General features: G+C 64.0%; 22 protein-coding genes, 2 pseudogenes and 1 riboswitch. Of the genes and pseudogenes, 5 read left to right on the forward strand and 19 right to left on the reverse strand.

The features are described from left to right. Positions 1-383 precede the first annotated feature (383 nt). From ABIA42_RS15240 to ABIA42_RS15265, 6 genes and pseudogenes are all read right to left on the reverse strand, one after another. The gene (locus tag ABIA42_RS15240; protein WP_370112655.1) at positions 384-965 is read right to left on the reverse strand and encodes a hypothetical protein; all 582 of its coding nucleotides are present in this window, start codon (positions 963-965) and stop codon (positions 384-386) included. Between the two features lie 61 nt (positions 966-1,026). Further along, entirely contained in the window at positions 1,027-3,255 is a 2,229-nt protein-coding gene (locus ABIA42_RS15245) for a TonB-dependent receptor (RefSeq protein WP_370112653.1), read from the reverse strand. Positions 3,256-3,368: 113 nt separating this feature from the next. Continuing rightward, a riboswitch (cobalamin riboswitch) is annotated at positions 3,369-3,583 on the reverse strand. Between the two features lie 71 nt (positions 3,584-3,654). After that, complete coding sequence (locus ABIA42_RS15250; RefSeq protein ID WP_271528206.1) at positions 3,655-3,912, reverse strand: hypothetical protein; 258 nt, start codon at positions 3,910-3,912, stop codon at positions 3,655-3,657. A 261-nt stretch (positions 3,913-4,173) separates the two neighbouring features. Continuing rightward, complete coding sequence (locus ABIA42_RS15255; RefSeq protein ID WP_370112651.1) at positions 4,174-4,407, reverse strand: hypothetical protein; 234 nt, start codon at positions 4,405-4,407, stop codon at positions 4,174-4,176. A 133-nt stretch (positions 4,408-4,540) separates the two neighbouring features. After that, entirely contained in the window at positions 4,541-4,717 is a 177-nt protein-coding gene (locus ABIA42_RS15260) for a hypothetical protein (RefSeq protein WP_271528204.1), read from the reverse strand. 102 nt (positions 4,718-4,819) lie between these two features. Then, positions 4,820-5,275, reverse strand: a pseudogene (locus ABIA42_RS15265) (adenylate/guanylate cyclase domain-containing protein); the annotation flags it as partial. A gap of 63 nt (positions 5,276-5,338) precedes the next feature. On the opposite strand from ABIA42_RS15265, the gene ABIA42_RS15270 reads away from it, so the two are divergent. After that, the gene (locus ABIA42_RS15270; protein WP_370112649.1) at positions 5,339-6,565 is read left to right on the forward strand and encodes an IS256 family transposase; all 1,227 of its coding nucleotides are present in this window, start codon (positions 5,339-5,341) and stop codon (positions 6,563-6,565) included. A 71-nt stretch (positions 6,566-6,636) separates the two neighbouring features. Here the strand turns inward: ABIA42_RS15270 and ABIA42_RS15275 are convergent. After that, positions 6,637-7,926, reverse strand: a pseudogene (locus ABIA42_RS15275) (adenylate/guanylate cyclase domain-containing protein); the annotation flags it as partial. Positions 7,927-8,245: 319 nt separating this feature from the next. Here ABIA42_RS15275 and ABIA42_RS15280 point away from each other — a divergent pair. After that, positions 8,246-10,435, forward strand: a complete 2,190-nt coding sequence (locus ABIA42_RS15280; protein ID WP_370112647.1) for a transglycosylase SLT domain-containing protein — start codon at positions 8,246-8,248, stop codon at positions 10,433-10,435. Positions 10,436-10,510: 75 nt separating this feature from the next. Here ABIA42_RS15280 and ABIA42_RS15285 read toward each other — a convergent pair whose 3' ends face one another. Continuing rightward, entirely contained in the window at positions 10,511-10,873 is a 363-nt protein-coding gene (locus ABIA42_RS15285; RefSeq protein WP_271528201.1) for a hypothetical protein, read from the reverse strand. Further along, positions 10,870-11,058, reverse strand: coding sequence for a hypothetical protein (locus ABIA42_RS15290; protein ID WP_035672022.1), 189 nt, complete (start codon positions 11,056-11,058; stop codon positions 10,870-10,872). The genes ABIA42_RS15285 and ABIA42_RS15290 overlap by 4 nt, the downstream gene beginning before the upstream one ends. A gap of 1,169 nt (positions 11,059-12,227) precedes the next feature. Between ABIA42_RS15290 and ABIA42_RS15295 the strand changes: the two genes are divergently transcribed. The 3 genes from ABIA42_RS15295 to ABIA42_RS15305 all read left to right on the forward strand — a co-directional run bounded on the left by ABIA42_RS15295 (position 12,228) and on the right by ABIA42_RS15305 (position 15,396). Further along, the gene (locus ABIA42_RS15295) at positions 12,228-14,213 is read left to right on the forward strand and encodes a PAS domain S-box protein (RefSeq protein ID WP_370112644.1); all 1,986 of its coding nucleotides are present in this window, start codon (positions 12,228-12,230) and stop codon (positions 14,211-14,213) included. Beyond that, positions 14,210-14,884, forward strand: coding sequence for a response regulator transcription factor (locus ABIA42_RS15300; RefSeq protein ID WP_028181758.1), 675 nt, complete (start codon positions 14,210-14,212; stop codon positions 14,882-14,884). The genes ABIA42_RS15295 and ABIA42_RS15300 overlap by 4 nt, the downstream gene beginning before the upstream one ends. 95 nt (positions 14,885-14,979) lie before the next feature. After that, on the forward strand, positions 14,980-15,396 hold the full coding sequence (locus ABIA42_RS15305) for a response regulator transcription factor (RefSeq protein WP_271528199.1): 417 nt from the start codon (positions 14,980-14,982) through the stop codon (positions 15,394-15,396). A gap of 101 nt (positions 15,397-15,497) precedes the next feature. Here the strand turns inward: ABIA42_RS15305 and ABIA42_RS15310 are convergent, their stop codons facing one another. The 10 genes from ABIA42_RS15310 to adh all read right to left on the reverse strand — a co-directional run bounded on the left by ABIA42_RS15310 (position 15,498) and on the right by adh (position 26,246). Beyond that, positions 15,498-16,469: a tripartite tricarboxylate transporter substrate binding protein BugD gene (locus tag ABIA42_RS15310; RefSeq protein ID WP_271528198.1), complete on the reverse strand. Its 972-nt coding sequence runs from the start codon at positions 16,467-16,469 to the stop codon at positions 15,498-15,500. 185 nt (positions 16,470-16,654) lie between these two features. Beyond that, a complete protein-coding gene (locus tag ABIA42_RS15315; protein ID WP_271528197.1) occupies positions 16,655-17,896 on the reverse strand; it encodes a threonine synthase in 1,242 nt (413 codons plus the stop codon). 141 nt (positions 17,897-18,037) lie between these two features. Then, positions 18,038-19,459, reverse strand: coding sequence for a dihydrolipoyl dehydrogenase (gene lpdA / locus ABIA42_RS15320; protein WP_370112641.1), 1,422 nt, complete (start codon positions 19,457-19,459; stop codon positions 18,038-18,040). Positions 19,460-19,476: 17 nt separating this feature from the next. Next, a complete protein-coding gene (locus tag ABIA42_RS15325) occupies positions 19,477-19,710 on the reverse strand; it encodes a hypothetical protein (protein ID WP_271528195.1) in 234 nt (77 codons plus the stop codon). 22 nt (positions 19,711-19,732) lie between these two features. Continuing rightward, complete coding sequence (locus ABIA42_RS15330) at positions 19,733-21,094, reverse strand: pyruvate dehydrogenase complex dihydrolipoamide acetyltransferase (protein ID WP_370112639.1); 1,362 nt, start codon at positions 21,092-21,094, stop codon at positions 19,733-19,735. Between the two features lie 62 nt (positions 21,095-21,156). After that, positions 21,157-21,609 carry a nucleoside deaminase gene (locus ABIA42_RS15335; protein WP_035672010.1) on the reverse strand — a complete coding sequence of 151 codons (453 nt, stop codon included), beginning with the start codon at positions 21,607-21,609 and terminating at the stop codon, positions 21,157-21,159. A 2-nt stretch (positions 21,610-21,611) separates the two neighbouring features. Further along, complete coding sequence (locus ABIA42_RS15340; protein WP_061881819.1) at positions 21,612-21,914, reverse strand: DUF5076 domain-containing protein; 303 nt, start codon at positions 21,912-21,914, stop codon at positions 21,612-21,614. Between the two features lie 3 nt (positions 21,915-21,917). Then, positions 21,918-23,303 (reverse strand): pyruvate dehydrogenase complex E1 component subunit beta, encoded by a 1,386-nt coding sequence (locus ABIA42_RS15345; protein ID WP_271528192.1) that lies wholly within the window; start codon positions 23,301-23,303, stop codon positions 21,918-21,920. A gap of 29 nt (positions 23,304-23,332) precedes the next feature. Then, positions 23,333-24,355 carry a pyruvate dehydrogenase (acetyl-transferring) E1 component subunit alpha gene (pdhA, locus tag ABIA42_RS15350; RefSeq protein WP_028177589.1) on the reverse strand — a complete coding sequence of 341 codons (1,023 nt, stop codon included), beginning with the start codon at positions 24,353-24,355 and terminating at the stop codon, positions 23,333-23,335. A gap of 373 nt (positions 24,356-24,728) precedes the next feature. After that, positions 24,729-26,246, reverse strand: a complete 1,518-nt coding sequence (gene adh / locus ABIA42_RS15355; protein WP_370112636.1) for an aldehyde dehydrogenase — start codon at positions 26,244-26,246, stop codon at positions 24,729-24,731. Positions 26,247-26,367: the final 121 nt, after the last annotated feature.

Genomic DNA, 26,367 nt, shown 5'->3' on the forward strand with positions numbered 1-26,367 from the left:
CAGTTTTCCCAGCCCTGTCGACGGAGCCGGAAACTTACAGGCGAGACGAACCTGACAGCGCCGCTCGTCCGCACGCAGCTTCGGGCTCACGGAGAGCAATCCGCCCTGCCCTGACTCTCGTGCACGACGCTGCCGCGTCCACCGCAAGCCCGGCTCGCGACAATGACGACCTCATGATCGCCCCTCAAGGATGAGCCGGGATGGGCGACACATACGACAAATCCGAATTTCGGTAAAGTGGAATATTTTCGCGCTGACGGATTGACAGAAGGGCGACACAGGCGCGGCGACGCAACCCGGATGGAGCGTAAGCGTAAATGACGCGCTACGGAACGAGTTGTCCCGGATTTCGCTGTGCTCCATCCGAGCCACGAGAGGACTGCTCAGGCCGACATCACGCCCTTGCGCCCGAACGGATCGAACAGGCGCACGACCTCGCAGACGGCGACCAGGCCGGCGAGCCAGGCGACATTGGTCAGCCCGATGCGCGTGACGATGGCGGCGGTGAAGGCGGCCTCTCCGCCCAGGAACGGCGTTGCGGCGAGCAGCGCGAGCTCGTAGGCCGCATAGGCGGCGACGAGCGTGAGCGCCAGCATCAGCGGCGTGCGGCCCTGCGGCAGCCTGCGGAGCACGGCCGCCGCCGCCGCCGTCGCCAGCAGCGCAGCCGCGCCGATGACGAAACCCCAGGCGATGGTGCTGCCATCGATGGGATAGTGCAGTGCGCCGAAACCGATGCTCTGGTTCACGAGCCAGGCGCCGGTGACGACGAGCAGCGCCGGACGCAGCGGCAGCATCGCAGCCGCGACGACGGCGAAGGCCGCGAACGGCGTCGCACAGGCGAACGCAAAACTTGCGAGCGCGCATGAAACCGTCAGCAGCGCGAAGCCGAACATCGGCGCGAGACGCGGCGTCACCGGATTGAGGCGGGAATCGTCGCCGTCGGACGGCAGCATGTCGAGAGCCATAAGTGATCTCCTTCTCTTCGAGTTCTAGTCCATTTGGGGGCCTGTGACAGCCCCATTGAAATCAAAACGTGGCGCCGGCCTTGAGCAGATAGGAACGACCGGGCAGCGGATAGGCGCTGAAGCGACCGTCCGTGAAGGTGCTTGCGACGCCGTAGTCGTAGTAAAGCGCGTTGAGCACATTGCTGACGCTGAGCGACCAGAAGTAGCGCTCATATTGGCCGCTGAGCTTGAGGTCGATCGTGCCGTTGGCGGGAATCGGCTTCTGGGTTCCGGCCTGGTCGTTGTCCATGCGACGCTCGCTCCAGAAGCGCGCGGTGGCGTCCAGCACCAGATAGTTCTGCCAGATGTTCCAGGTGAGGCCCGCACTCGCGGTGTAGCGCGACACCAGCGGCACGTCGTTGCCCGCCCAGACGCCTTCGCGGAAGACGGCCCGTGTATAGGCCATGCCGGAACGCACCAGCAGGGCGTCGTTGATGCGATAGGAGACACTGGTCTCCGAACCGTAGCGGCGGGTCGGATCCAGATTGGTGTTGTAGAACAGGATCGGATTGAAATGGATCTCGTTGGCGAGGTCCATCAGATAGAGGCTGCTCTGCATCTGCAGTCCGCCTCCTCTGATGCGCAGCCCGCCCTCGATATCCTGCGACGTCTGGGTCTTGAGCTGGAACGTTTGCGGGAGCGGACTGAAGAACGGGTCGAATGAAGGGCCTGACGACACCCGCTCGTCGACATCAGGCGTGCGGAAGGCGCGCGCAACGCGGCCGAACAGCGCGACGGTGTCATTGAGACGATGCTCCGCACCGAGGTGTAGCGCATATTGCGTCTCGTCGGTCCTGAGCGGGAGCGCGCCGATGTCGGCGTTGAACGGAGCGGCCGGGTCGAAATTGTCACGTGCCGAGAGATTGGTGTTCTGCACCCGGACGCCGTAGGAGATATCGGTCGTTGGCGCGACGCCGAGTGTGTGCTGGATATAGCCCGCAACCGTCCGCTGCCTGAGATCGTAATTGTGCCAGGGAGCGAGACCCTGGCCGGCGCCGCGGTTCTGCTGAAAGCTCGCATCGTAGTAGTCGACGCCGGTCAGCACTTGCGAGGGCATTCCGAAGAGCAGGCTCTTCACGCTGAGCCGCGGCGTAATCGACCATGTCGTAAGGTCAGCATCGACATAGGTCGACGTGAAGAAAGCCAGAACCGGCGCCGGGCTCGAGAAAAATGCGCTCTGCTGCTTCTTGTCGCGCACGCCGCCGTCGACGATGAGATCGACGCCGTTGACAAGGGTTTTCGTGAAGCCCGCGGTCGCGCCAAAACCCTGCTGATTGGCGTAGTTGAAGGGCGTGCTGGTCCCTCGCCGGTTGGTCGCGAGCTCGTCGACGCCGATGGAGGGATCGACGGTGCGGCCGCCCGGCAGTCGCAACTCCTGATTGTCAGCGGTGACGGTCAGGAAGGCGGTCAAGCCCGGCGTCGTGTAGTTCAGATTGGCGACGCCGTTCTCCTGCGAATAGCGATTGTTGTCGCGATAGCCGTCGGTCCTGACGGCATTGCCGTAGAACGAGGTCGACCACGGACCGGAATTGATCGCGGCCGAGACGTTGCCGAGCCTGGTATTGAATGAGCCGAAACCGGCCTCGATGCGCGCTGTCACGGGCGGGCCGCCCACGCCATTCTTGGTGACGATGTTGATGACGCCGCCAACCGCATTGTCACCATACAGCACCGCACCGGAATTGCCGCGCGTGATCTCGATGCGCTCGATGGCATTGAGCGGGATGGTGGAGAGGTCCACCTGGGCCATATCGATGTCGTTCAGCCGTCGTCCGTTGACCAGCACCAGCGTGTTGGCCGTGGCGAAGGCACCGAAGCCGCGCAGGTCGACACTGGTCTTGGCACCGATCGGGCCGCCATAGAACGTCGTGATCTGGGCGCCCGGCACTTGCGTCGCGATGATCTCGGCCAGCGTCTGCGACGGCGCATGAGCGATGTCCGCGGCCGTGATGACGGTCGTGGCCGCGCCGACGATACCGCCATTGCCGGCGGCGGCCTCATTGCCCGAGCCGGACGAGCCGGTCCCACTCGGCGCCCCGTCCGGCGCCGTTCGGCGCCGCCCCGCCTCGCCATCGCCGATCGCCCTGGCACGCGTACGGTTCTGATCGTCGGATCTGGTCACTTCAACCGGTGGCAGCTGCTCGGCGACGGACTGCTGGGCGTGGGCGATGGAGGGATCGAGCGAATACAGCGAAACGGCCGCAACGATGCCGGCGCAGCGGCGCCTGGCGGCAGTGACAATACGGGACACAATTGTAACCTCGGCATGACGTCAGTGGCACGTCACAGCGAACGAGGCTTTACGGCGGAGCGATCGATTGCTCCGGTGAAGCTAGTGTCTGTACTCCCCGACCGACATCTTCGCGTGTGACCACGGCTGACGGCAGGTCTCCTGGCTCGCGGGTCGTTACCTCTGCGTCGCCTTCCCAGGACCGAGATTCCCAGTGGCATAGGACGAGAGATTCACCGCTTACAGTTGCGGGGGCAGCCATGGCATTGAGAAGATCCCGGCCTTGGGACATCTCGCACCACATTCCCTTTTGATCTCCATGGGGAGAACCGTCGGCGGCCAATCTACGGGGCGCCCAGGCCGGGAGTCAATCGACCGGTGGGCCGGCTTCAAAGCGAATCGAACAATGCCCTGCGCCGCCTACGTTCGTCCTCGCGGGCGCTGGGCCTGAGCCCAGGCGACAGCGACATCGCGCGGCGGAACGTCGAGGCGCTTGATCGGCATCAGCTCGCCAGAGGCCGAGACGATCGCGGTCTCTTCGCGCCGGCAGCGCGTGCAGACGAAACGGACCTCATGCGGGGATGCCGACCAGCTTGAACGCTTCACGTTGGCGGCCATCGGCCAGGCATCGCAATGCGAGCACGACACCAGGAACCGGCCGGGATCGAGCATACCCATTCCATCGGACTCCGCGTCCTGCCCACTGCTTCCAATGACTATCCTATGTAAATCGTTCCGGTGCCTCGGCACCGTCAACGCCACGTTCGCTGGAAGCCTGCGCGTTGCTCGCCGTTCCCACGAGACCTCCGGCGTTGTCGATTTCAAAGCTTGCGAATTTCATCCGATGTCCCCCTGCTCCGATCGACCCTATCAGGTGGAGACGGCGGGGGCGATGGGGGATGCGCGGTTGCGAGCCCTTGCAGGCAGAAGGCAATTTGCTCAGCGAGCCCCCTTGAGGGTGCAGGAGGTCGTGCAGGTGACCGTGGTGCCGCGATCGCACGATCTGCAGGCGTTGACGCACTGGTTCATGTCGCGTGGATTGTAGCTGTAGTTTCGTATCGGACAGGTCGACGTCGTCGAGCCGGTGATGTCCCGCTCCTGGTCGCAGGCCGCCGTCATGAGCGCGCATATGATCACGGCAACGAGGCGCAAGGGACTTGCCCTGTCAGGCATGGCACGATGACACTCGCGAGGTGCGCTGCATTGCAACGAACCCCGGCCTTCCCACCACGAGCCACCGCCGATCAGCGATGCCCGCATGCTGCGAGAATGCGCGCTAAATGTTAAGAACGGATTTCAGCCGGCCTCAGGCCGCAGCCGTGGTCGCGATCGCCTGCCGAATATCCACCGCCAGCTGGCGGTACTGCTCCCCGAGCTTCAGATAGAACTCGCGCTTGGTGCTGTCGGTGGCGAGCTTGGCGATTAGTTCGCATTCGGCGGTGAGCGTCTCGAACCGTTCCAACCTGTCCTGAAGTTCTGTCATCGGCGTGTCCCCGTCAAACGCCACAAGGACAGCTAACCTAAATCCGGGAAATAGGTCACAGCGAACATCGTTATGGGGTAGCATCAATTTTTCCGCGACAGCCTATTTCTGCTCGAGCCGCCAGGTGCCGTCCCAAGCGGCATCCGGCGGATTGGCTGCGAACTGCGCGATGCGGCCGAGCATCGTGCGCGAGGGACCGTCGCCGGGGACCGCCTCGAGCGCCGCGTTGAAGGCAGCACGAGCGTCGTCGAAGCGCCGGGCACGATACGCGGCAAGACCTTCGACATAGTGCGTGCGCAGGCTGACTTGCGCATCAGTGAGTGCGCCCGGTCGCGCCATCACCTCGAAGATCGCCTGCGGCGCGCTTTGGCCCACGACCGCAAGACGGTCGATCTCGCGCAATTCGAGGCGAGATCCAATCGCGTCCGCAGTCGCCTGCGAGACCAGGATGCGGGTGCCGTAGACCTTGTTGACGGCCTCCAGCCGCGAGGCGAGATTCACGGCGTCGCCCATCACGGTAAAGCTCATCATCAGCTCGGAGCCGATGCTGCCGGTCAGGGAGGGTGTCAGTAACTCGGTGTAAGATGGTTTCTGTGAGTTTACCTTTGACAGGAGACTCACATGGCTACGGATTTTTCACCTGAGATTTTGGACCAGCTTCTTGCCGGGGGCAGCCTCAAGCCAGAAGACTTAGCCGGCGAAGACGGGCTTTTCAGACGACTGAAGAAGGCGCTTCTGGAGCGCGCACTGGGTGCGGAGCTGACCCACCACCTTGGCTATGAGAAGGGCGACCCGGCGGGCCGCGGGTCGGGCAACAGCCGCAACGGCACAAGCAGCAAAGCGCTGTTGACGGACGACGGCGAGATCGAGATCGAGGTGCCGCGCGACCGCGCCGGCACGTTCGAACCGGTGATCGTCGCGAAGGGCCAGACCCGCTTCGACGGCTTCGACGAGAAGATCATCAGTCTCTACGGGCGGGGCATGACGGTACGGGAGATCCAGGGCCATCTGGCCGAGCTCTACGGCACCGAGGTGTCCTCCGATCTGATCAGCAAGGTCACCGACGCGATTCTCGACGAGGTCCGCGAATGGCAGAGCCGGCCGCTGGAAGCGATCTATCCGGTGGTCTTCTTCGACGCGCTCAGGGTCAAGATTCGCGATGAGGGGATGGTCAAGAACAAGGCAGTCTACGTCGTGCTGGGCATCACTGCATCGGGCGAGAAAGACGTGCTCGGGCTTTGGATCGAGCAAACCGAAGGCGCCAAATTCTGGCTCAAGGTCATGAACGATCTGAGGAACCGCGGCGTCGCCGACATCCTGATCGCCGTCGTCGACGGTCTGAAGGGCTTTCCCGAGGCGATCAACAGCGTCTTTCCCAAGGCGATGGTCCAGACCTGCATCGTGCATTTGATCCGCAACAGCCTATCCTTCGTGTCCTGGAAGGATCGCAAGGCGATCCTTCCCTCGATCAAGGCGATCTATCATGCCGAGAATGCCGACGCCGCTCTGCTCAGGCTCGAGGACTTCGAAGCCGAGTGGGGCAAGCGCTATCCCGCGATCGGGGCGGCCTGGCGCCGGGCGTGGGAGCACGTCATTCCGTTCTTCGCCTTCGCGCCGGAGATACGCAAAATGATCTATACCACCAACGCGGTCGAGGCGCTGAACCGTTCGCTGCGCAAGATCATCAAAACACGCGGCAGCTTCCCCAACGACGAGGCGGCGATGAAGCTGCTTTACCTCGCCATCAGAAATGCCGGCATCCATTGGCGACGACCGGTTGCATGGACGGCCGCAATGGGCCAGTTTGCCATCCAGTTCGGCGAGCGCTTTGCAGGCTCAGCGGACTGACCCCATGGGGTCAGTCCGCTGACCCCGCAAACCCCTCACAGAGACGCTCTTACACAAAACTTCTGACACTCCCCGGTCAGGACCTCGCCGGTGGCGATGCCGATCCGCAGATCGCACGGCGCGGGCATGGCGCGGATACCGAGCAGATCGGGCAGCTGCTTCTGCAGCGCAGGCACCTGGTCGGCCATCTCGACGGCAGCAAGCCCGGCGAGCAGGGCCTGCTCGTCCTCTTCGATGAAGGGCGGGCCCCAATAGGACATGATGGCGTCGCCGATATATTTGTCGATGACGCCGCGATTGCTCCTGATGGGGCCGGACATCATGGTGAAATAGTGGTTCATCACCTTGACGAGGCCGCGCGGGGTCATGCCCTCGCTCATCGAGGTGAAGCCGCTCATGTCGCAGAACATGATGGTCATGACGCGGCGCTCGCCCTCGATTGCGACCTCCGGCCGCTCGATCAGACCCTGCACCACCTTGGGGTCGATGTAGCGGCCAAAGGTCTCCCGGATGCGCTCGTTGTGCCGCAGCTGCTCGATCATGCGGTTGAAGGCCGCGGCGAGCTCCCCGATCTCGTCCTGCGTCGAGACGGCGATGGGCTTGTCGAACCGGCCCGCTTCGACCTCGCGGGTGCCGGCCAGCAGCAGCCGTACCGGACGCGTGATGCCGCTGGACACCAGCAGCGCAAACGCAAATCCGACGATCGCCGCGAGCAATGTCACGACTCCCGAAACGATGATCGTCTGATGCTGGCGGCTGATCACCTGCGACGTCGAAAAGAAGACCTGCGCCAGCATATCGCCGCGGATCGTATCGATCTTCCGGTTGAAATGGTCGCGCAGCACGTCGATGTGTTCCAGCGTGCCGCGCGCCTCGGCCATCTGCCTGGCGTCGACCTGCTTGAGGAGCTTCGCATGGTCCTCGCTCAGATCGCGCCGCAACTCGGTAACGGCGGTGTCGATGCGGATATCGATTCGCGCCAGCGCGGCATTGTCGGAAAACGTCCTGGGGTCCTCGATGATCGCGTTGATCAGCTTGCGCGCGGCCTCGGCCTCCTCCTCGATCCTGCGGTCCGATTGCTCGAATTCGCGAAGGCGCGCCGCGTAGGCCTCCTCGTCCGACGGCGCCTCCATCCGGGTCATGATCATCCGCCGCAGCGCCAGCGCCCGCTCCAGCGAGCGAATGTTGGCGCGCGCCAGATGGCTGTAGGCCGGGATGTAGCGGTTGGTCAGTTCATCGAGCAGGACGCCGACCTGGCTGGACATCACCATCGACAGGATCGAGGTGACCAGCATCAGGACGATCAATCCGAGGGCGATGCCGACGATCTTGCGCCGGATCGACTGGTTGAAAATCGGCATGGGTGCGGAAGGCAAAGGCCAAGAGGACGGAACGAGGGAACTCCATACACCGGACTGGCTGCGGGAACACGCGCAATCTTGGCGCTCCTGGCGTCCTGCACCGTGCAACCGTCGCGCGAGTCCGGCCGTTAACAAAGGTTAACGGCTCTGCCCTTTTCTCCTTTGCGGAAGTTCCCACGGGGCATCGGTTTTTTGCCGCATTGTTGCGACAGCGTCAGGATGCGGAACGATGCCTCGGCATCGTTCGCTAGTTTGATTCTCCAGCCGCATGTCGTCGCGGACCTTGGTTTTGTAGTGGTTTCGCAGGGGGGACCATCGAATGAACCAGTGCCTACGCTCGCTCGCGTGTTTCGTTGCCGTGGCCGCGATGGCCCTCCTTCCCACAGAACTGGCCGCCAAAAGCAGCCACAAATCGGCCGCGCCGAAGAAGACGCATGAGGCGAAAGCCGGCAAGCACCGCCATGCCTCCGCCGGCAAGGCGCGGCACGGCAAGCATGCCGAGGCCAGGCGCAAGTCGAAGAAGACGGTCGACCAGCCCGCGGACAGGCCGGCACCGCCACCGCTGACCGGCGACCTCGCCGCGCTGAAGGACGCCATCGATCTTGTGCGCAAGGGCAAGACGGATGACGCGAGCGCGGCGCGCGACCGCATCGCCGATCCCGCCGGACAGAAGCTCGCCGACTGGTTCATGCTGCGCCATTCCGAGAGCACGGCGAATTTCAAGCGCTATGCCGCCTTCCTGGCCGCCAATCCGGACTGGCCGAGCAGCGCGCTTTTGCGCCGGCGCGCCGAGGCGCGGCTGTGGCAGGAGAAGGCCGACGCCGCCACCGTGCACAAGTTCACGATGGGCCGGCCGACCAGCGCCAAGGGCAAGTTTGCGCTCGCCCGCGTCTTGCGCACCGAAGGCGATACCGACAGCGCCGCCCGGCTCGTGCGCGAAGCCTGGCGCGCCGACGAATTGTCCGAGCGCAGCGAGGAGGATTTCTACGAAGCGTTTCGCGATCTTCTGTCCGCTGACGATCACCGCGCGCGCATGGACAAGCGGCTCGGCGCCAAGGATTACGCGGGCGCGAGGCGCGCGGCCAAACGGCTCGGCGAGGTTGCGCTCGCGATCGTGAAAGCCTGTGCCGCGGTCACCGGCAAGTCCAGCAAGGCCGGGGACGATCTCGATGACGTCTCCGCTGACGCCCGCCGCGATCTCGGCTACGTTCTGTGCCGCGCACAATGGTACCTTCAAAAGGACCGCATCGACGACGCTGCCGAGGTGATCCTGGCCGCCGCACCGGACACCATGGCGGCCCAGGACACCGACGCCTGGTGGCGCGAGCGTCGCCTGCTCGCACGCAAGCTGCTCGACCAGGGCAAGTTCAGGACCGCCTATGACGTGGTGCGCACGGCCGCGGTGCCGGAGAAAGAAGTCTATCGCGTCGATTATCACTTCATGTGCGGCTGGATCGCGCTGCGCTTTCTCGATGATCCCGAGACGGCGATGGTGCACTTCGCCGCCATCGACGAGGGCTCATCCAATCCGATCGCGCTGTCGCGCGCCCATTACTGGCGCGGCCGCACCGCCGAAGCCTTGGGCGCAATGGCCGATGCGCGCATGAGCTATCGGGCGGCGGCACGCTATCACACCGCCTATTACGGCCAGCTCGCCCGCGCAAAGCTGGGCCTCGACCGGATCGAGCTGCGTCCGCCCTCGCCTGTGCTGGCCTCGGCCGACACGGCCCCCGCGGACGAGCGCGTGCGCGCGGCCGACATGCTCTACGCCATCGGCGAGCGCGACATGGTGTTCTATTACGCCGAGGACTTCGCCAAGGAGAGCAGCGATGTCGCAGCGCTCGAAGCCCTCGGCGAGGTTGCCCGCCGGCGCAACGATGCGCGCGTGATGCTGGAGGTCGGCAAGACGGCGCTGGCGCGCGGGCTCGCGCTCGACCATTACGCCTTCCCCACCATCGGCATCCCCGAGCACAAGCAGGTCGCGCCCGCGATCGAGACCAGCGTGATCTATTCGGTGGCGCGCACCGAAAGCTCGTTCGACCAGCGCGACAAGTCCCATGCCAACGCGGTCGGGCTGATGCAGGTGACGCCGGAAGCGGGCCGCGATACCGCCAAGCGGTTCGGCCTGACCTATGACTGGGGCAAGATGGTCTCCGATCCCGTCTACAACACGCAGATGGGCGCGGCCGAGCTCAGTGCGCTCTTTTCGGAATACCGCGGCAACCAGATCATGACCTTCGCCGGCTACAATGCCGGCCGTGGCCGCGTGCGCGAATGGGTGCAGACGCGCGGCGATCCCAGGAATCCCAATGTCGATCCGGTCGACTGGGTCGAGCGCATCCCGCTGTCGGAGACCCGCAACTACGTCCAGCGCGTGATGGAGAACGTGCTGGTCTACCGCACGAGGTTCGAGGGCAGCGGCATGGTCGCCGGCAAGAGCGACCAGCGCGTCGTCGCGCAGGAGGCCGGCGCAACGGCACCCGTGGCGGCCGCAGCGCCCGCTCCCTAGGCGACGTCGCCGGGGCTGGACACGGCGCCTGCCAGGTTGCGTCGCTGCGGCTTCCACGCGAGCGCCGTCGCGTAGCTAGGTGTCACCTCCTTCCATCGTGATCGGATCGCGACCGTCCAAGTATGCGCCGGTCAAGGTTCTTGCGAAGGTCCAGGCGTGGATCGTGCAGCTCCAGCAGAAGACGGCACCCAGGACCGTAAACATCTCGACCGCGTTGCGAGCGGCGACCTCGACGTTCCCGGAGGCCGGCTCGTTGCGCCCAGGCACCGACCATTGCGTTAGCAGCGTCACGAGTTCGCCACGCCGGTAGCAATCGTAATCGCAGTAGCGGCGCTGCGTCCGCACATGCCGGACATAGCCGGACCGGATCGATCGCGAGCAGGTGCTGCACGTGGCCGCGCACAACGGGGGCTCGTGATTGACCACCATGAATTTCATGAAGCCGCCCTCATGCGATCTTTCGCAAGCATCTCGCAGAACAGCGCGTAGCACTGATGATCGCAGTAAGGCAGACGGGTCGCGATCTCGCGGAGATAGCTGCCGCTGATCGGCTCGCAGCACTGCATGCACCAGGCCTGCCGGAACGGGGTCCGGTCGTTCACCAGCACGAACGCGAATCTCATGTGGCACCTCCCAACGCGAAGCAGTAAACGCTATCCAGCGGCGACAGTGCGGGCGGCGGAGCGCAAAGATGGTTTCGGCCGTCCGGATTATCCCTGTTTCGCTCCACCTTTTGCGGTGGAATCAGAATGTATCTCCCGTCCTCCCGGCGCCGGGCATAGATCTGGTCGTCGATGTATTTGATATCGGTCGGATAGCAGTCAGCACTGTTGCAACAACTGACGCCCGGATTATCCGGCATGTGCCAGGTCGAATAGAATTTCTCGTGCAGCGCCTGGTCCTGGGGTGGGTGCCGGCGATGTACGGCATCATGTCCCGTCTCCTGTGCCCGGACCGTCGCAGTGGAGCCGAGGAGAACCATCGAGCACAACAGCTTGCATGAACGGTTCAACGTACGCTCCCGGATCAGCCCCTCGGACGATGTCAGCTCTCTTATTCGGCCTCACGCGGCCTGAACCCGGAACAACCACCGGTGATCGCGCTCGCGGCGCGTGCGGAAGCGATCGACACACTTCTTGGAGCAGAGCGCGGTGCGCCAGGAATAATAGCGGATCAGACCAAACTTGCCGCCACACACCGCACAGCCATTGACTGAAGAGCAACATTCGGACTCGGATCGGCCACGCTCAGGAAGCACCGATGTCACGCACATTGTCGTCTTCCTCCCTTGCTCGCGCTTTGCCAGTTCGTTTCCTTCGACTCATGCGGGTCGTGAATTGCCACAAATTGCAGCGGCATCGTCCTTGGTCTTTGCCTGCCGGCAAGACGCCTCCGCCGCAAGCTTCAGACCGGTTTTCGTGCGCTCGCTGCGATTGGCTGCGACACTCCCGATCGGTCATGAGGCTATTCCCCAGGGCACGAGACGCTCAATTGTACGGAGGTAAATGACCGATATGATTAGGAATGGAGGAGCTATACCTAGGTTTGTCCGTACTCGCCCGGGGCTCCCGACGGCTCATGTGCAACGAGACGGCGCACGATGCTCCGGCCGCACGGTCACCGTGAAAATCTTTGCCCGCATGGCGTACGTGATGCGCCGCACCGGACAGGGTGGCGGCGGTCAAGTCACAGGCGAACGTGATAACTGCCCATCCGACTTTGGCGGGAATTGCTCGTCCCACCGCAACGTGCTCTACTCGTATTCACGCAGAGAGCGCCGGGAGCGTCTGCGATGAAGCCTGGCCGAGCAGCGACATTCGGGAAGTCAGCCGCGCAATTCCTCGCTGGCTGCGTAAGGCAAACCGTCACCGCTGAGCCGCGCAGCGAGCCCGATCGTGACGACTTGCTCGAGGCGGTCAAGCAGTGGCAGCAAGTCTTCGAGCACACCCCGGTCATGTACTTCATGGTCGATCCAGCCGGAACCGTGATCAACGTGAACACGTTCGGCGCCGCGCAACTGGGCTATGCCGCCGCGGAGCTGATCGGCCGATCGGTGCTGGATGTCTTCTTCGAGGAGGATCGCGACTTCGTCCGCGCCTGTGTCAAGCTGTGCCTTGAGACCGTCGATCAGTCCCACACCTGGGAGATCCGGAAGATACGCAAGGACGGCTCGGTGCTATGGGTGCGCGAGAATGCCAAGACCATGCTGCGGGGCGATGGCGGACCAATCGTCCTGGTTGCCTGCGAGAACATCACCGAGCGCAAGGAAGCCGAGAATGCGCTGCGACAGAGCGAGGCCTATCTCGCCCAGGCGCAGGAACTGAGCCACACCGGCAGTTTCGGATGGAAGGCCGCAACCCGCGAGATCACCTGGTCCAAGGAGACCTATCGCATCTTCCAGTGCGACGAGGGAACCAAGCCAAAGATCCCGTTCATGCTCCAGCGGATCCATCCGGACGACCGGCTCGCGGTGCAACAGATAACGGCTCGGGCCGCGCGAGAGGGAAAGGATTACGATCACGAATACCGGCTCGTGATGCCCGACGGCTCCATCAAGTATGTCCGAGCGGTGGCCCGCGCGATGCGAGATTCAAACGGGTGCATGGAGTTCGTGGGATCAGTGACCGACATCACGGCGACCAAAGAGGCAGAGCGCAGACTGCGTGCGAGCGAGCAGCGCTTCCGCGACTATGCCGAGACCGCTTCCGACTGGTTCTGGGAAACAGGGCCAGACCATCGCGTCACCCAGATATCGGAACACTCCGATACCATGACCGCTCCCGCCGGCCTGATCGGACTCACGCGTTGGGATATCGCTCCTGACGCCGATCTCGAACCGGAGAAATGGCAACAACACCGGGCGGCGCTCGACGCCCACGTCCCCTTCCGCGACCTGGTGTATCGCAGCAAGGATCGCAGCGGGCAGCCGATCTACGTCCGGACCAGCGGCAAGCCGTTCTTCGACGCCGACGGCGCTTTTCTGGGCTATCGTGGCGTCTGCACTGACGTAACCGCGGCCATCCGGGCCAATCAGGCCGAAGACGCACTGCGCAAGGCCCAGGCCGAACTCGCCCATGTGACGCGTGTCACGACTCTGGGTGAGCTGACCGCTTCCATTGCCCACGAAATCAATCAGCCGCTCGCCGCTGTGATCGCAAACGCCGACGCCTGCCTCGCCTGGCTGCAGCGCAATCCGCCCGACCTCAAAGCGGCCGGCCGCTCCGTCGAGTGGATCATCGAGGATGGCACGCGCGCCAGCGACGTGATCCGTCGCGTTCGAGCGCTCGCCAAGCGCTCCGACATCGACATGGCTCCGCTCGACGCCAATGTCGTCGTACGGGAGTCGGTGGCGCTCGTTCAGCGTGAGATGGCCAGCCACGCCGTGTCGGTGCGAATGGAGCTGTCGTCGGCACTGCCGAAAATATTCGGCGATCGAATTCAATTGCAACAGGTCCTGATCAACCTGATCATGAACGGGATCGAGGCCATGGAAGACGTCCATGATCGCCCGCGCGAGCTGGCGATCCGTTCAGCGGCGAGCGGCGATGGCGCGGTGCTGGTGAGCGTTTCCGACTGCGGAGTCGGCATCAGTGAACAGGCGATCGACCGACTGTTCACGCCGTTCTTTACCACGAAGTCCACCGGCATGGGCATGGGGTTGTCGATCTGTCGATCCATCATCGAGGCGCATGGTGGACGGCTTTTCGCCGCACCCAACCAGGAGCACGGCGCGACTTTTCAGATCACCTTGCCCCTCCATCGAGAGGAAACTTCGTGACCGAGCGCGGGGAACCTCCACCACCGCAGGCGGAGGACGGCGATCAGCCAATTGTCTTTATCGTCGACGACGACGCGTCCATGCGCCGTGCGCTCACCAATTTATTCGAGTCGGTCGGCCTCAAGGTCGAGGCATTCGGCTCGGCACCACAACTCCTCCAGGCCAAGCCGCCGGAAGTCCCCAGTTGCCTCGTGCTCGACATCCGCCTTCCCGGCGCCAGCGGCCTTGACCTTCAATCCGATCTTGCCAAGGCGAATATCCACACGCCTATCATCTTCATTACCGGTTACGGTGATATTCCCATGACGGTTCGGGCCATGAAGAGCGGCGCGATCGACTTCTTGACCAAGCCGGTCCGCGACCAAGACATCCTGGATGCAGTCCAGGCCGCGATCGAGAGAGACCGCAAGCGCCGCGACCTCAACAGGACGGTCTCGACCGTGAGATCCCGCTTCGAGTCACTGTCCTCGCGGGAGCGAGACGTATTGTCCCTGGTAACGGCCGGGCTGATGAACAAGCAGGTGGCCGCCCAGCTCGGATTGGCGGAAATTACCGTCAAAATCTATCGCGGCCAGATCATGCGGAAAATGGGCGCGAAGTCGCTGGCCGATCTGGTGAGAATGAGCGAGGCGCTCGGGATAGGGTCCAACAAGCCCGACGCACAAACCTAAGTATGAGTTTCCAATCGCAACAGGCAGGTCCACCTTATCGGTTTATGTGCAGCCGTGGCGACGGCAAGCGTGATGCCGGGTGAGGAGCGGACGTCTTGTCAGCGGCTTCGGTCATTTCGGTGCTTGACGACGACCCTTACGTGCGGGCCGCTATCAAAAATCTTCTGGAATCGCGCGGGTACGTCGTCCACACATTCGCCTCAGCCGAGGAGTTTTTGAGGTCGCCCGATTCGAATGGCACCTCGTGTGTGATCGCCGACGTGCAGATGCCGCTGATGACTGGAATCGATCTTTTGACGCAGATGCGCGCGCATGGTTCGGCGGCGCCGTTCATCTTCATCACGGCCTTCCCGGATGAGAGCGTACGGGTGCGTGCCCTCAAAGCCGGAGCAATCTGTTTTCTCGGCAAGCCGTTCGCCGCCTCGGATCTGATGCAGTGCCTGGACCGTGCGCTGGCGGCAGGTCACGAAACCTTGCAGCGAGCGCCCGGCGGCCAGCAGACGCGACGATGACGGCGATCAGGATCAATCCCGCTTCTCGCGAGGGCTTCCCGCGAAATGGCCCGCGCGCTCGCAGAACCTCACGACATACCGCGAGGCATGCGCTGCCCGCTTCAATCCACCTTGATGTTCGCCGCCTTGATCATCGGCCACCATTTTGCGATCTCGGCCTTCTGGCGGGTGCCGAGCGCATCGGGCGTGAGCTGATCCTTAGGGGGCATCTCCAGGCCCTGGCTTTCGAGCTGCTTCCTCACTCCGGGGTCGTTCAGCGCTTCCACGGCGGCTGCATTGAGCTTGGTGACGATCTCCTTCGGCGTGCCCTTCGGAACCCACATGCCCGACCACAGCGTCATGTTGAAGCCTTTCAGGCCCGCCTCCTCCGCGGTCGGAATGTCGGGCGCCGAGCGCAGGCGCTTGTCGTCGGTGATGGCATAGGCGCGGATGGTGCCGGCGCGGACCTGGTTGATGGAGTTGGAGGTCTGGTCGACGATGAGGTCGATCTGGCCGGCGATGAGGTCGTTCAGCGCGGGCGCGGTGCCGCGATACGGCACGTATTGCAGCTTGATGCCGGAGATGTTCTCGAAATAGACGCCGGCGATATGGCTGCCGGAGCCCGCGCCGGCGGTGCCTGCGGTCGGCGGCGACGGCCGCGACTTCAGCCAGTCCAACAGCTCCTTCAGCGAGGTCGCAGGCACCGAGTTCTTGCTGACGACGATCATCGGATTGCTCGGCAACAGCACCACCGGCTCGAGGTCGGCGACGAGATCGTATTTGAGCTTGTAGACGGCACCGTTGGCGACGTGGGTGCCGAGATGGCCGAAGGAGATGGTGTAGCCGTCCGGCGGTGATTGCACGGCACGGCCGACGCCGATCGAACCGCCCGCGCCGGTGACATTCTCAATCACCACGGGCTGCCCTAACGTCACCCGCATCCGGTCAGCGAGGACTCGCGCCATCGCATCCGACGGTCCGCCGGCCGCGAAGGGCACGATGACGGTGATGGGACGTGAGGGATAGTCGTCGGCGCGCGCGGCGCCGGTCACAGCGAGAATAGCAATCAGCGCAGCCCAGGCGGCTTTCTTCATTGTCTTCTCCCCAGCGATGTCTTTGTTGTTTTTTGGCCTCTGCCCGCGTACGGGAAGAGGGATCGTTCGTAGCCTGTTGCCGCGCTACAGCATGATCCGGAAAAGTGTGCAGCGGTTTTCCGAAAAGATCATGCACAAACAATGATCTAAGGCGCGATGACGATTCATCCTAATCGCATCGCGCTTTAGAACTGCGCGTAGTCGATCGGCTTGTGGCGGTCGAGCGTGCGGGTGACCGGCGGCAGCGGGTACTTCAGGCCGGTCGCGCAGTTGAACAGCATCACGCGATCGGTCTTGCTGACGCGGCCGTCGGCGAGGCTCTGCTTGTAGGCGGCGTAGGTGGCGGCGCCCTCGGGGCACAACAGCAGCCCCTCCTCGCGCGCAACCTCGTTCAGCGCCGACGAGATCTTGTCGTCGTCGACTGCGATCGCGAAGCCCTTGCTTTCGCGCACCGCGCGCAGGATCAGGAAATCGCCGATCGCCTGCGGAACGCGGATGCCCGAGGCAATGGTGTGGGCGTCCTCCCAGCGCGTGGCGTGCTCGGTCCCGGCCTCATAGGCGCGCACCATCGGCGCGCAGCCCGACGCCTGCACCGCAACCATGCGCGGGCGCTTGCTTCCGATGAAGCCGATCTTCTCGAGCTCGTCGAACGCCTTCCACATGCCGATCAGGCCGGTGCCGCCGCCGGTTGGATAGAAGATCACATCGGGCACATCCCAGCCGAGCTGCTCGGCGAGCTCGAGGCCCATCGTCTTCTTGCCTTCGATGCGATACGGCTCCTTCAGCGTCGAGGTGTCGAACCAGCCAACCTTCGCCTTGCCCTCGCCGACGATCTTGCCGCAATCGTCGATATAGCCATTGACGCGGTAGACGGTCGCGCCTTGCAGCTCGATCTCGCTGACATTCACCTCGGGCGTGTCGGCCGGGCAGAAGATCGTGGTCTTGATGCCGCAGGACGTCGCATAGGCCGCAAGCGCCGCGCCGGCGTTGCCGTTGGTCGGCATCGCCATGTGCTTGATGCCGAGCGCCTTGCCCATCGACACCGCCATCACGAGGCCCCGCGCCTTGAACGAGCCGGTCGGCAGCCGCCCCTCGTCCTTCACGATGATCTCGCCACCGCCGAGTTTTGCGCCGAGCTTGGGCAGCCGGATCAGCGGCGTCGTGACCTCGCCGAGCGAGACGATGTCCTTGCATTTGCGCACCGGCAGCAGCTCGCGGTAGCGCCACATGTCGCCGGGGCGCTGGGCCAGCGCATCCTTCGTCAGCGCCTTCTTCACGCCGGCGAGGTCATAGCGCACCAAGAGCGGCTTGCCGGCCTTGGAGAGGTTGTGGACCTGGTCGGCGGCGTAATGGTCGCCCTCCATCGCGCATTCGAGATGGGTGACGAAGGTCGGGCGTTCGATGGTGAGGTTGTCGTTGTCGTGCATGGCTCGATTCTTTCTTCTTCCTTGTGTCGCCAGTTTCTTGCATCCGCCATTGCCGGGCCTGACCCGGCAATCCATCCCTTGAAGAGCGCTTCGCTTGATGGATGCGCGGGACAAGCCTGCGCATCAAGAGCGGAGAACTGATCAGATATTCAACACCCTTCCATACGCATCCAGCACGGCTTCCTTCATCATCTCCGACAGCGTCGGATGCGGGAACACCGTGTGCATGAGTTCTTCTTCCGTGGTCTCCAGGTTCATGGCGACGACGTAGCCCTGGATCAGCTCGGTGACCTCCGCGCCGACCATGTGGGCACCGAGGAGCTGACCGGTCTTCTTGTCGAAGATCACCTTGACCAGGCCCTGGTCCTCGCCGAGCGCGATGGCCTTGCCGTTACCCACGAAGGGGAAACGGCCGACGCGGATCTCGCGGCCGCCCTCTTTCGCCTTGGCTTCGGTGAGCCCCACGGACGCCACCTGCGGATGGCAATAGGTGCAGCCCGGGATCATGTTCTTGTCCATCGGGTGCGGGTTGAGGCCCTTGATCGCCTCGACGCAGATCACGCCTTCATGCTCGGCCTTGTGCGCGAGCATCGGAGGGCCGGCAACGTCGCCGATGGCATAGATGCCGGGAACGTTGGTCTTGCCGTAGCCGTCGACGACGATGATGCCGCGGTCGGTTTTGACGCCGAGTTTCTCCAGGCCGATATTCTCGATGTTGCCGACGACGCCGACCGCCGAGATCACGCGCTCGAACTCGGTCGTGACGGGCTTGCCCTTGCCGTCGTCGATGGTGGCGACGACGCTGTCGGCCTTCTTCTCCAGCTTGGTCACTTTGGTCGAGGACATGATCTTGATGCCCTGTTTCTCCAGCCGCTTGCGCGCAAGGCCCGCGATCTCGGCATCCTCGACGGGCAGGATCTGCGGCAGCACCTCGACCACGGTGACGTCGGAGCCCATGGTGTGGAAGAAGGAGGCGAACTCGATGCCGATCGCGCCGGAGCCGACCACCAGCAGCGATTTCGGCATCCGCTCCGGCACCATCGCCTCGAAATAGGTCCACACCAGCTTCTTGTCGGGCTCGAGCCCGGGCAGCACGCGCGGCCGCGCACCGGTCGCGACGATGATGTGCTTGGCCTGATAAGTCCCCTCGCCCAGCGCGCCCTTCGGGCCCTCGACGTCGGACTTCTTCACGGTGACCTTGCCGGGCGCGTTGATCGAGGCGGCGCCCCAGATCACGCTGACCTTGTTCTTCTTCATCAGGAAGCCGACGCCGTCATTGAGCCGCTTCGAGACGCCGCGCGAACGCTGCACCACCGCCTTCGGATCGAACGACACCTTCTCGGCCGACAGGCCGTAATCCTTGGCGTGCTGCATGTAGTGATAGATCTCGGCCGAGCGCAGCAGCGCCTTGGTCGGAATGCAGCCCCAGTTCAGGCAGATGCCGCCGAGATAGGATTTTTCGACGATTGCCGTCTTGAATCCGAGCTGCGCGGCCCGGATCGCCGTGACGTAGCCGCCGGGACCGGAGCCGATGATGATGACGTCGAAGGATGTGTCGGCCATAGCGGCTCCCGTTCAACTCAAGAGGCGCCGCGGGCGCGGCGCTTGACCAAAAGAGACCTCACCAGCCATTCGAGCACCACCACCAGGACCATCACGGCCAGTGCGGTGAGCGCGATCGGCTGGGCGATGTTCCGCGCCAGTTGCTCGCCGGCAAAGAACGCTGAGTGAAGAAAATCGAGCCCGATCGGGTTGAGCGCGACGACGGCCCCGAGCAGCAGCGATATCCATGGCCAGCGGGTCCGGACATGCAAGGTTGCCCCCTCTGCCGCCGCGTCAGACCATCATCATGACGGGGTTTTCGATCAGCTGCTTGAAGGCGCCGATCAGCTCGGCGCCGAGCGCGCCGTCGATGGCGCGGTGATCGCAGGACAAGGTCACGCTCATCATGTGCGCGATCTCGATCTTGCCGCCGCGCACCACGGGGCGCTCCTCGCTGGTGCCGACAGCAAGGATCGTCGCATGAGGCGGGTTGATCACGGCAGTGAAGTGGCTGATGCCGTACATGCCGAGGTTGGAAACGGCCGTGGTGCCGCCCTGGTACTCCTCGGGCTTGAGCTTGCGCGAGCGGGCGCGCGCGGCAAAGTCCTTCATCTCGTTGGAGATGATCGAGAGCGTCTTGGTCTCCGCTTTGCGGATGATCGGCGTGATCAGGCCGCCGGGCATCGCGACGGCAACACCGACGTCGGAATGGTGATGCTTGACCATGCCGCTTTCGGTCCAGCTCACGTTGCAGTTCGGGATCTTCTGCAGCGCCACCGCCATCGCCTTGATGACGAAGTCGTTGACCGAGATCTTGTAGAGCGGCTTCTTCTCCTTGTCCTTGGGAGCAGCCGCATTGATCTCCTCGCGCGCGGCGAGCAGCTTGCCGATGTCGCAGTCGATGGTGAGGTAGAAGTGCGGGACGTTCTGGATCGATGCGGTCAGGCGCTGCGCAATGGTGCGGCGCATGCCGTCATGCGGGACGATGTCGTAGGAGCCGGGCTCGAACAGCGACAGGATCTGCTTGTCCGACATGGTCGGCGCGATCGAAGGCGCGGACGACGGAGCAGCAGCTGGCGCCTTGAGGCCCTTGCCCGATTTGGCCTGCTCGACGTCGCGGGCGACCACGCGGCCATGTGGACCGGTACCTGCAATCATCGAGACATCGATGCCGGCGTCCTTGGCCAGACGCCGCGCCAGCGGCGACGAGAACACGCGGCCGCCATGGCCGTTGCTTTGCGCTGCCGCCTGCGGCGCAGGTGCGGCGGCGGGCGGCGGAGCGGCCTTGGGCGCGGCGGGCGCCGGAGCCGGCGCAGCAGCCTCAGCGGGCTTGCCTGCCGTCTTTTCAGCAGATTTGGGCGGCGCGGCCGAAGCGCTGGGCTTGGCGCTACTACCCGCAGCCTTCACGTCCTCACCTTCGCCGGCGAGCACGGCGATCACGTCGTTGACCGGGACATCCTGCGTACCCTCGGGCACCAGGATCTTGGCGATCGTGCCCTCGTCGATCGCCTCGACCTCCATGGTCGCCTTGTCGGTCTCGATCTCGGCGATCACGTCGCCGGATTTGACCTTGTCGCCTTCCTTCTTCAGCCACTTGGCGAGGTTGCCCTTCTCCATCGTCGGCGACAGAGCGGGCATCAGGATGTTGATGGGCATGCTGACCTCACGAAGAACTTCTCAAAAACGTCGTCCTCGATGCGAAGACGAACAGACCAGGTTTAGTTGCCGATGTCGCCCTGCCACAGGCGCTCATTGGCCGGGATGGAACGCCAATTCTTCATCATGGTGATGGAGCGGTCGTCGGCAAGGTCGATCCAGGGGATCCCGAACTTGTCGAGGATGTCCTTGGAGCCTTCGAAGGTGACGGATTCCCCGATCACCACCAGCTTGACCTTGAACAGCGCGAGCGCGCCGGCGCACATCGAGCATGGCGACAGAGTGGTGTACATGACGGTGTCGTGGAACTTGATCGCGCCGGCTTCGCGCAGGCAGCTCATCTCGCCGTGCAGGATCACGTTGTTCTCCTGCACGCGGTTGTTGTGGCCGCGGGCGATGATCTTGTTGTCGCGCGTCAGCACGGCACCGATCGGCAGACCGCCTTGCGCGATCGAGGCTTCAGCCTCGCGGATCGCCTCGAGCATGAAATCGAAGTGATAGGATTCGATCGCCATGGTCAGTGCCCCTTCCCGCGCGGCGTCGTGGTGCCGGTGTCGGTGGGACGCTCGATCTCGGCCTGGAACATGTCGAGGATCCGGTTCAACGCGTCCTCCTCGGTGTATTCGCTTTCGCGCGCATAGGCGCGCGCGGCATGGCGGGCGAGATCGACGAGCAAGAGGCCCCACATGTCGGGCTCCTCGAAGGCGCGCTGGAACGCCATCGACAGCCCGCCGTCCAGCACGAACACGCGCAGGATCTCGACCGCGTCCTCGCGGTCCATGACGTCGGGTGGCAGTGGCTGCTCCTTGGGGCCCGCCATGATCTACCTGTAGCAAACGGCTTTGGCGGCCTCGACGACTTCCGCCGCCGAAGGCAGCGCGAGCTTCTCCAGGTTCGCGGCATAAGGCATCGGGACGTCCTTGCCGGAGACGCGCGCGACCGGCGCGTCCAGATAGTCGAAAGCGTTCTCCATGATGCGCGCGGCGATCTCGGCGCCGACGCCGCTCTGGGCCCAACCCTCTTCCACTGTGACCGCGCGACCGGTCTTCTTGACGGAGTTGATGATGGTCTCGGTGTCCATCGGGCGCAGCGTGCGCAGGTCGATCACCTCGGCCTCGATGCCGTCCTTGGCGAGTTCGTCGGCGGCCTTGAGCGCATAGGTCATGCCATTCGACCAGGAGATGATGGTGACGTGGCTGCCGGAGCGCACGATGCGTGCCTTGCCGATCGGGATGATGAAATCATCCAGCTTGGGCACTTCGCCGGTGTGACCGTAGAGCACCTCGTTCTCGAGGAAGATCACCGGATTGGGATCGCGGATCGCAGCCTTGAGCAGGCCCTTGGCGTCGGCTGCCGAATACGGCGCGACCACCTTCAGGCCCGGAATGTGCGAGTACCAGGACGAGTAATCCTGGCTGTGCTGGGCGGCAACGCGCGCGGCCGCACCGTTGGGTCCGCGGAACACGATCGAGCAGCCCATCTGGCCGCCGGACATGTACAGCGTCTTGGCCGCGGAGTTGATGATCTGGTCGATCGCCTGCATGGCGAAGTTGAAGGTCATGAACTCGACGATCGGCTTCAGGCCGGTCATCGCGGCACCGACGCCGACGCCGGCAAACCCGTGCTCGGTGATCGGGGTGTCGATGACGCGCTTGGCGCCGAATTCCTGGAGCAGGCCCTGGGTCACCTTGTAGGCGCCCTGATATTCGGCGACCTCTTCACCCATCACGAAGACGTCCGCGTCGCGGCGCATCTCTTCGGCCATGGCATCGCGCAGCGCTTCGCGGATGGTCTGCGTCACCATCTCGGTGCCGGCGGGCACTTCCGGATCCGGCTCGGCAACGGCCTGCGGGGCAGCCGGCGCGGCCTTCGGCTGCGGCGCCTCGGCCTTGGCCGCGGCCGCTGACTCGGCAGCCTTCTCCTGCTTGGCCGGCGCGGACGCCTTGCCGAGATCAGCGGCGCTCTCGCCGTCGGCGAGAATGGTGGCGATCGGCGTGTTCACCGCAACGTCGGCGGTGCCCTCGGGGATCAGGATCTTGCCGAGCGTGCCTTCGTCGGTCGCCTCGACCTCCATGGTCGCCTTATCGGTCTCGATCTCGGCGATGACGTCGCCGGACTTGATCGTCTCGCCCTCTTTCTTCAGCCATTTGGCGAGGTTACCCTTCTCCATCGTGGGCGAGAGCGCGGGCATCAGCACTTGAATTGGCATATCGACTCCAAAAGAAAGCTTGCGCGCGTTCAGCGATAAACGTCGGTCCAGAGCTCGGCGGCATCCGGCTCTGGATCGTGCTGGGCGAAATCGGCGGCGGCGTTGACGATGTCGCGCACTTCGGCATCGATCGCCTTCAGATCCTGCTCGCTGACCTTCGCCGCCAGGAGGCGGTTGCGCACCTGCTCGATCGGATCCTGGTCGTGGCGGACCTTCTCGACCTCCTCGCGCGTGCGATATTTTGCAGGGTCGGACATCGAGTGCCCGCGATAGCGGTAGGTCTGCATCTCCAGGATGAAGGGCCCCTTGCCGGCGCGGCACCAGGCCGCCGCCTCCTCGCCCGCCGCCTTCACGGCACGGACGTCCATGCCGTCGACCTGCTTGCCGGGGATGTTGAAGGAGACGCCGCGCTTGGAAAAATCCTGCTGCGCCGAGGCGCGCGAGACCGATGTGCCCATGGCGTAGCGGTTGTTCTCGATGACGTAGATCACCGGCAGCTTCCAGAGCTCCGCCATGTTGAAGCTCTCATAGACCTGGCCCTGATTGGCCGCGCCGTCGCCGAAATAGGTGACGCTGACATTGTCGTTGCCGCGATAGTGATTGGCGAAGGCGAGACCGGTGCCGAGCGAGACCTGGGCACCGACGATGCCATGGCCGCCATAAAAGTGCTTCTCCTTGCTGAACATGTGCATGGAGCCGCCCTTGCCCTTGGAGTAGCCGCCGTGGCGGCCCGTGAGCTCGGCCATGACGCCGTTGGCATCCATGCCGGTGGCAAGCATGTGGCCGTGATCGCGATAGCCGGTAATGACCTGGTCGCCCTGCTTCAGCGCCATCTGCATGCCGACCACCACGGCCTCCTGGCCGATATAGAGGTGACAGAAGCCGCCGATCGCGCCCATGCCGTAGAGCTGGCCTGCCTTTTCCTCGAACCGACGGATCAGCAGCATGTCGCGGAGCGCCTTGAGCTCCTGCTCCCTGGTGAATTCCGGAGGCGAACCGCCGTCGGTCTTGTCCTGTGGAGGGCTTGCGGCGGCTTTCTTGGGGGCGGCCATGGGAATTCCGGGTCAGAGAAAACTTTCGCCCTCTCTAACCCAAGTCAATCGCGTGCGAAAGCACCGCGGCGGCATGACACGCCTTTCATTATGCCGCACTGCAACGTGATCGAAATATTGCAAAATCTTTGGCGCCGATCGGGCAACAAATCTATGCGCGCCACGGCGCGCGCGAATTCGTGAGCGGATCAAGAACCTGCGAACCAACAGAATCCTGCCGGTCGAAAACTCGTCCCACGAATGGGGCGCTGCAGCTTCCGCGACGTCATGGCCGGGCTCGTCCCGGCCATCCACGCCTTGCCCCGCGGCACGGAGGACGTGGATGCCCGGGACAAGCCCGGGCATGACGGCCTCCTGAGCGGGACATCCCTCATCAGAAGAATCCGAGCTTCTTGGGGCTATAGCTGACCAGGAGGTTCTTGGTCTGCTGATAGTGATCGAGCATCATCTTGTGGGTCTCGCGCCCGACGCCCGACTGCTTGTAGCCGCCGAAGGCCGCATGCGCGGGATAGGCATGGTAGCAGTTGGTCCAGACCCGGCCGGCCTGGATCTCCCGGCCGAAGCGGTAGCAGCGATTGGCGTCGCGGCTCCAGACGCCGGCACCCAATCCGTAGAGCGTGTCGTTGGCGATCGCGAGCGCCTCCTCATCGCTCCTGAAGGTCGTGACCGAGACGACGGGGCCGAAAATCTCCTCCTGGAAGATGCGCATCTTGTTGTGGCCCTCGAACACGGTCGGCTGGACGTAGAAGCCGCCGGCGAGATCGCCCGGGAGCTCGGCACGGCCGCCGCCGGCGAGCACCTTGGCGCCCTCCTGCCTGCCGATGTCGATGTAGGAGAGAATCTTGGACAGTTGCTCGCTGGATGCCTGAGCGCCGATCATGGTCGTGGGATCGCGCGGATCGCCCTGCTTGATCGCGGCGACGCGCTTCAGCGCCCTCTCCATGAAGCGGTCATAGATATCCGCGTGGACCAGCGCCCGGCTCGGACAGGTGCAGACCTCGCCCTGGTTCAGCGCGAACATGACGAAGCCTTCGATCGCCTTGTCGAAGAAGTCGTCGTCTTCGGCGATGACGTCCTTGAAGAAGATGTTCGGCGACTTGCCGCCGAGCTCAAGCGTAACCGGAATGAGGTTCTGGCTGGCATACTGCATGATCAGCCGGCCCGTCGACGTCTCGCCGGTGAAGGCGATCTTGGCGATGCGCGGGCTGGACGCCAGCGGCTTGCCGGCCTCCAGGCCAAAGCCGTTGACGATATTGAGGACACCGGGCGGCAGGATATCCGCGATGATCTCGGCCCACACCATGATCGACGCCGGCGTCTGCTCGGCGGGCTTGAGCACCACGCAATTGCCGGCGGCGAGCGCGGGGGCGAGCTTCCAGCAGGCCATCAGCAGCGGGAAGTTCCAGGGAATGATCTGGCCGACCACGCCGAGCGGCTCGTGGAAATGATAGGCAATGGTGTCGTGGTCGATCTCGCCGATCGAGCCCTCCTGGGCGCGCACGACACCGGCGAAATAGCGGAAGTGATCGATCGCGAGCGGCAGGTCGGCGGCGCGGGTCTCTCGGATCGGCTTGCCGTTGTCCCACGTCTCGGCAATCGCAAGGCGCTCGAGATTGTCTTCCATGCGGTCGGCGATCTTGTTCAGGACCGCGGCGCGCTCGGCGACGCTGGTGCGGCCCCAGGCGGCCTTGGCGGCGTGCGCCGCGTCGAGCGCCGCCTCGACGTCCTGCGCGTCGGACCGCGCGATCTTGCAGACGATCTGGCCGGTCACCGGCGAGGCATTGTCGAAATACTTGCCGGAGATCGGCGCCACGAACCTGCCGCCGATGAAATTGTCGTAGCGTTCGGCAAAGGGAACTTTGGTGACGCTGAGGAATTCCACCTTGTTCATTGATCACTCCCGATCTTTGCTGCTTGCTTGTCGCCGTGTGTTCACGACTTGCGCCGACGATGATGCGGGAGGCGTTTTCTGTCAGCCCGGGCGGGAGCGATGGTGGGGCGGACCTGTCGCA

Origin of the sequence: Bradyrhizobium sp. USDA 327 (assembly GCF_041262065.1) — a bacterium.
GTDB lineage: Bacteria > Pseudomonadota > Alphaproteobacteria > Rhizobiales > Xanthobacteraceae > Bradyrhizobium > Bradyrhizobium liaoningense.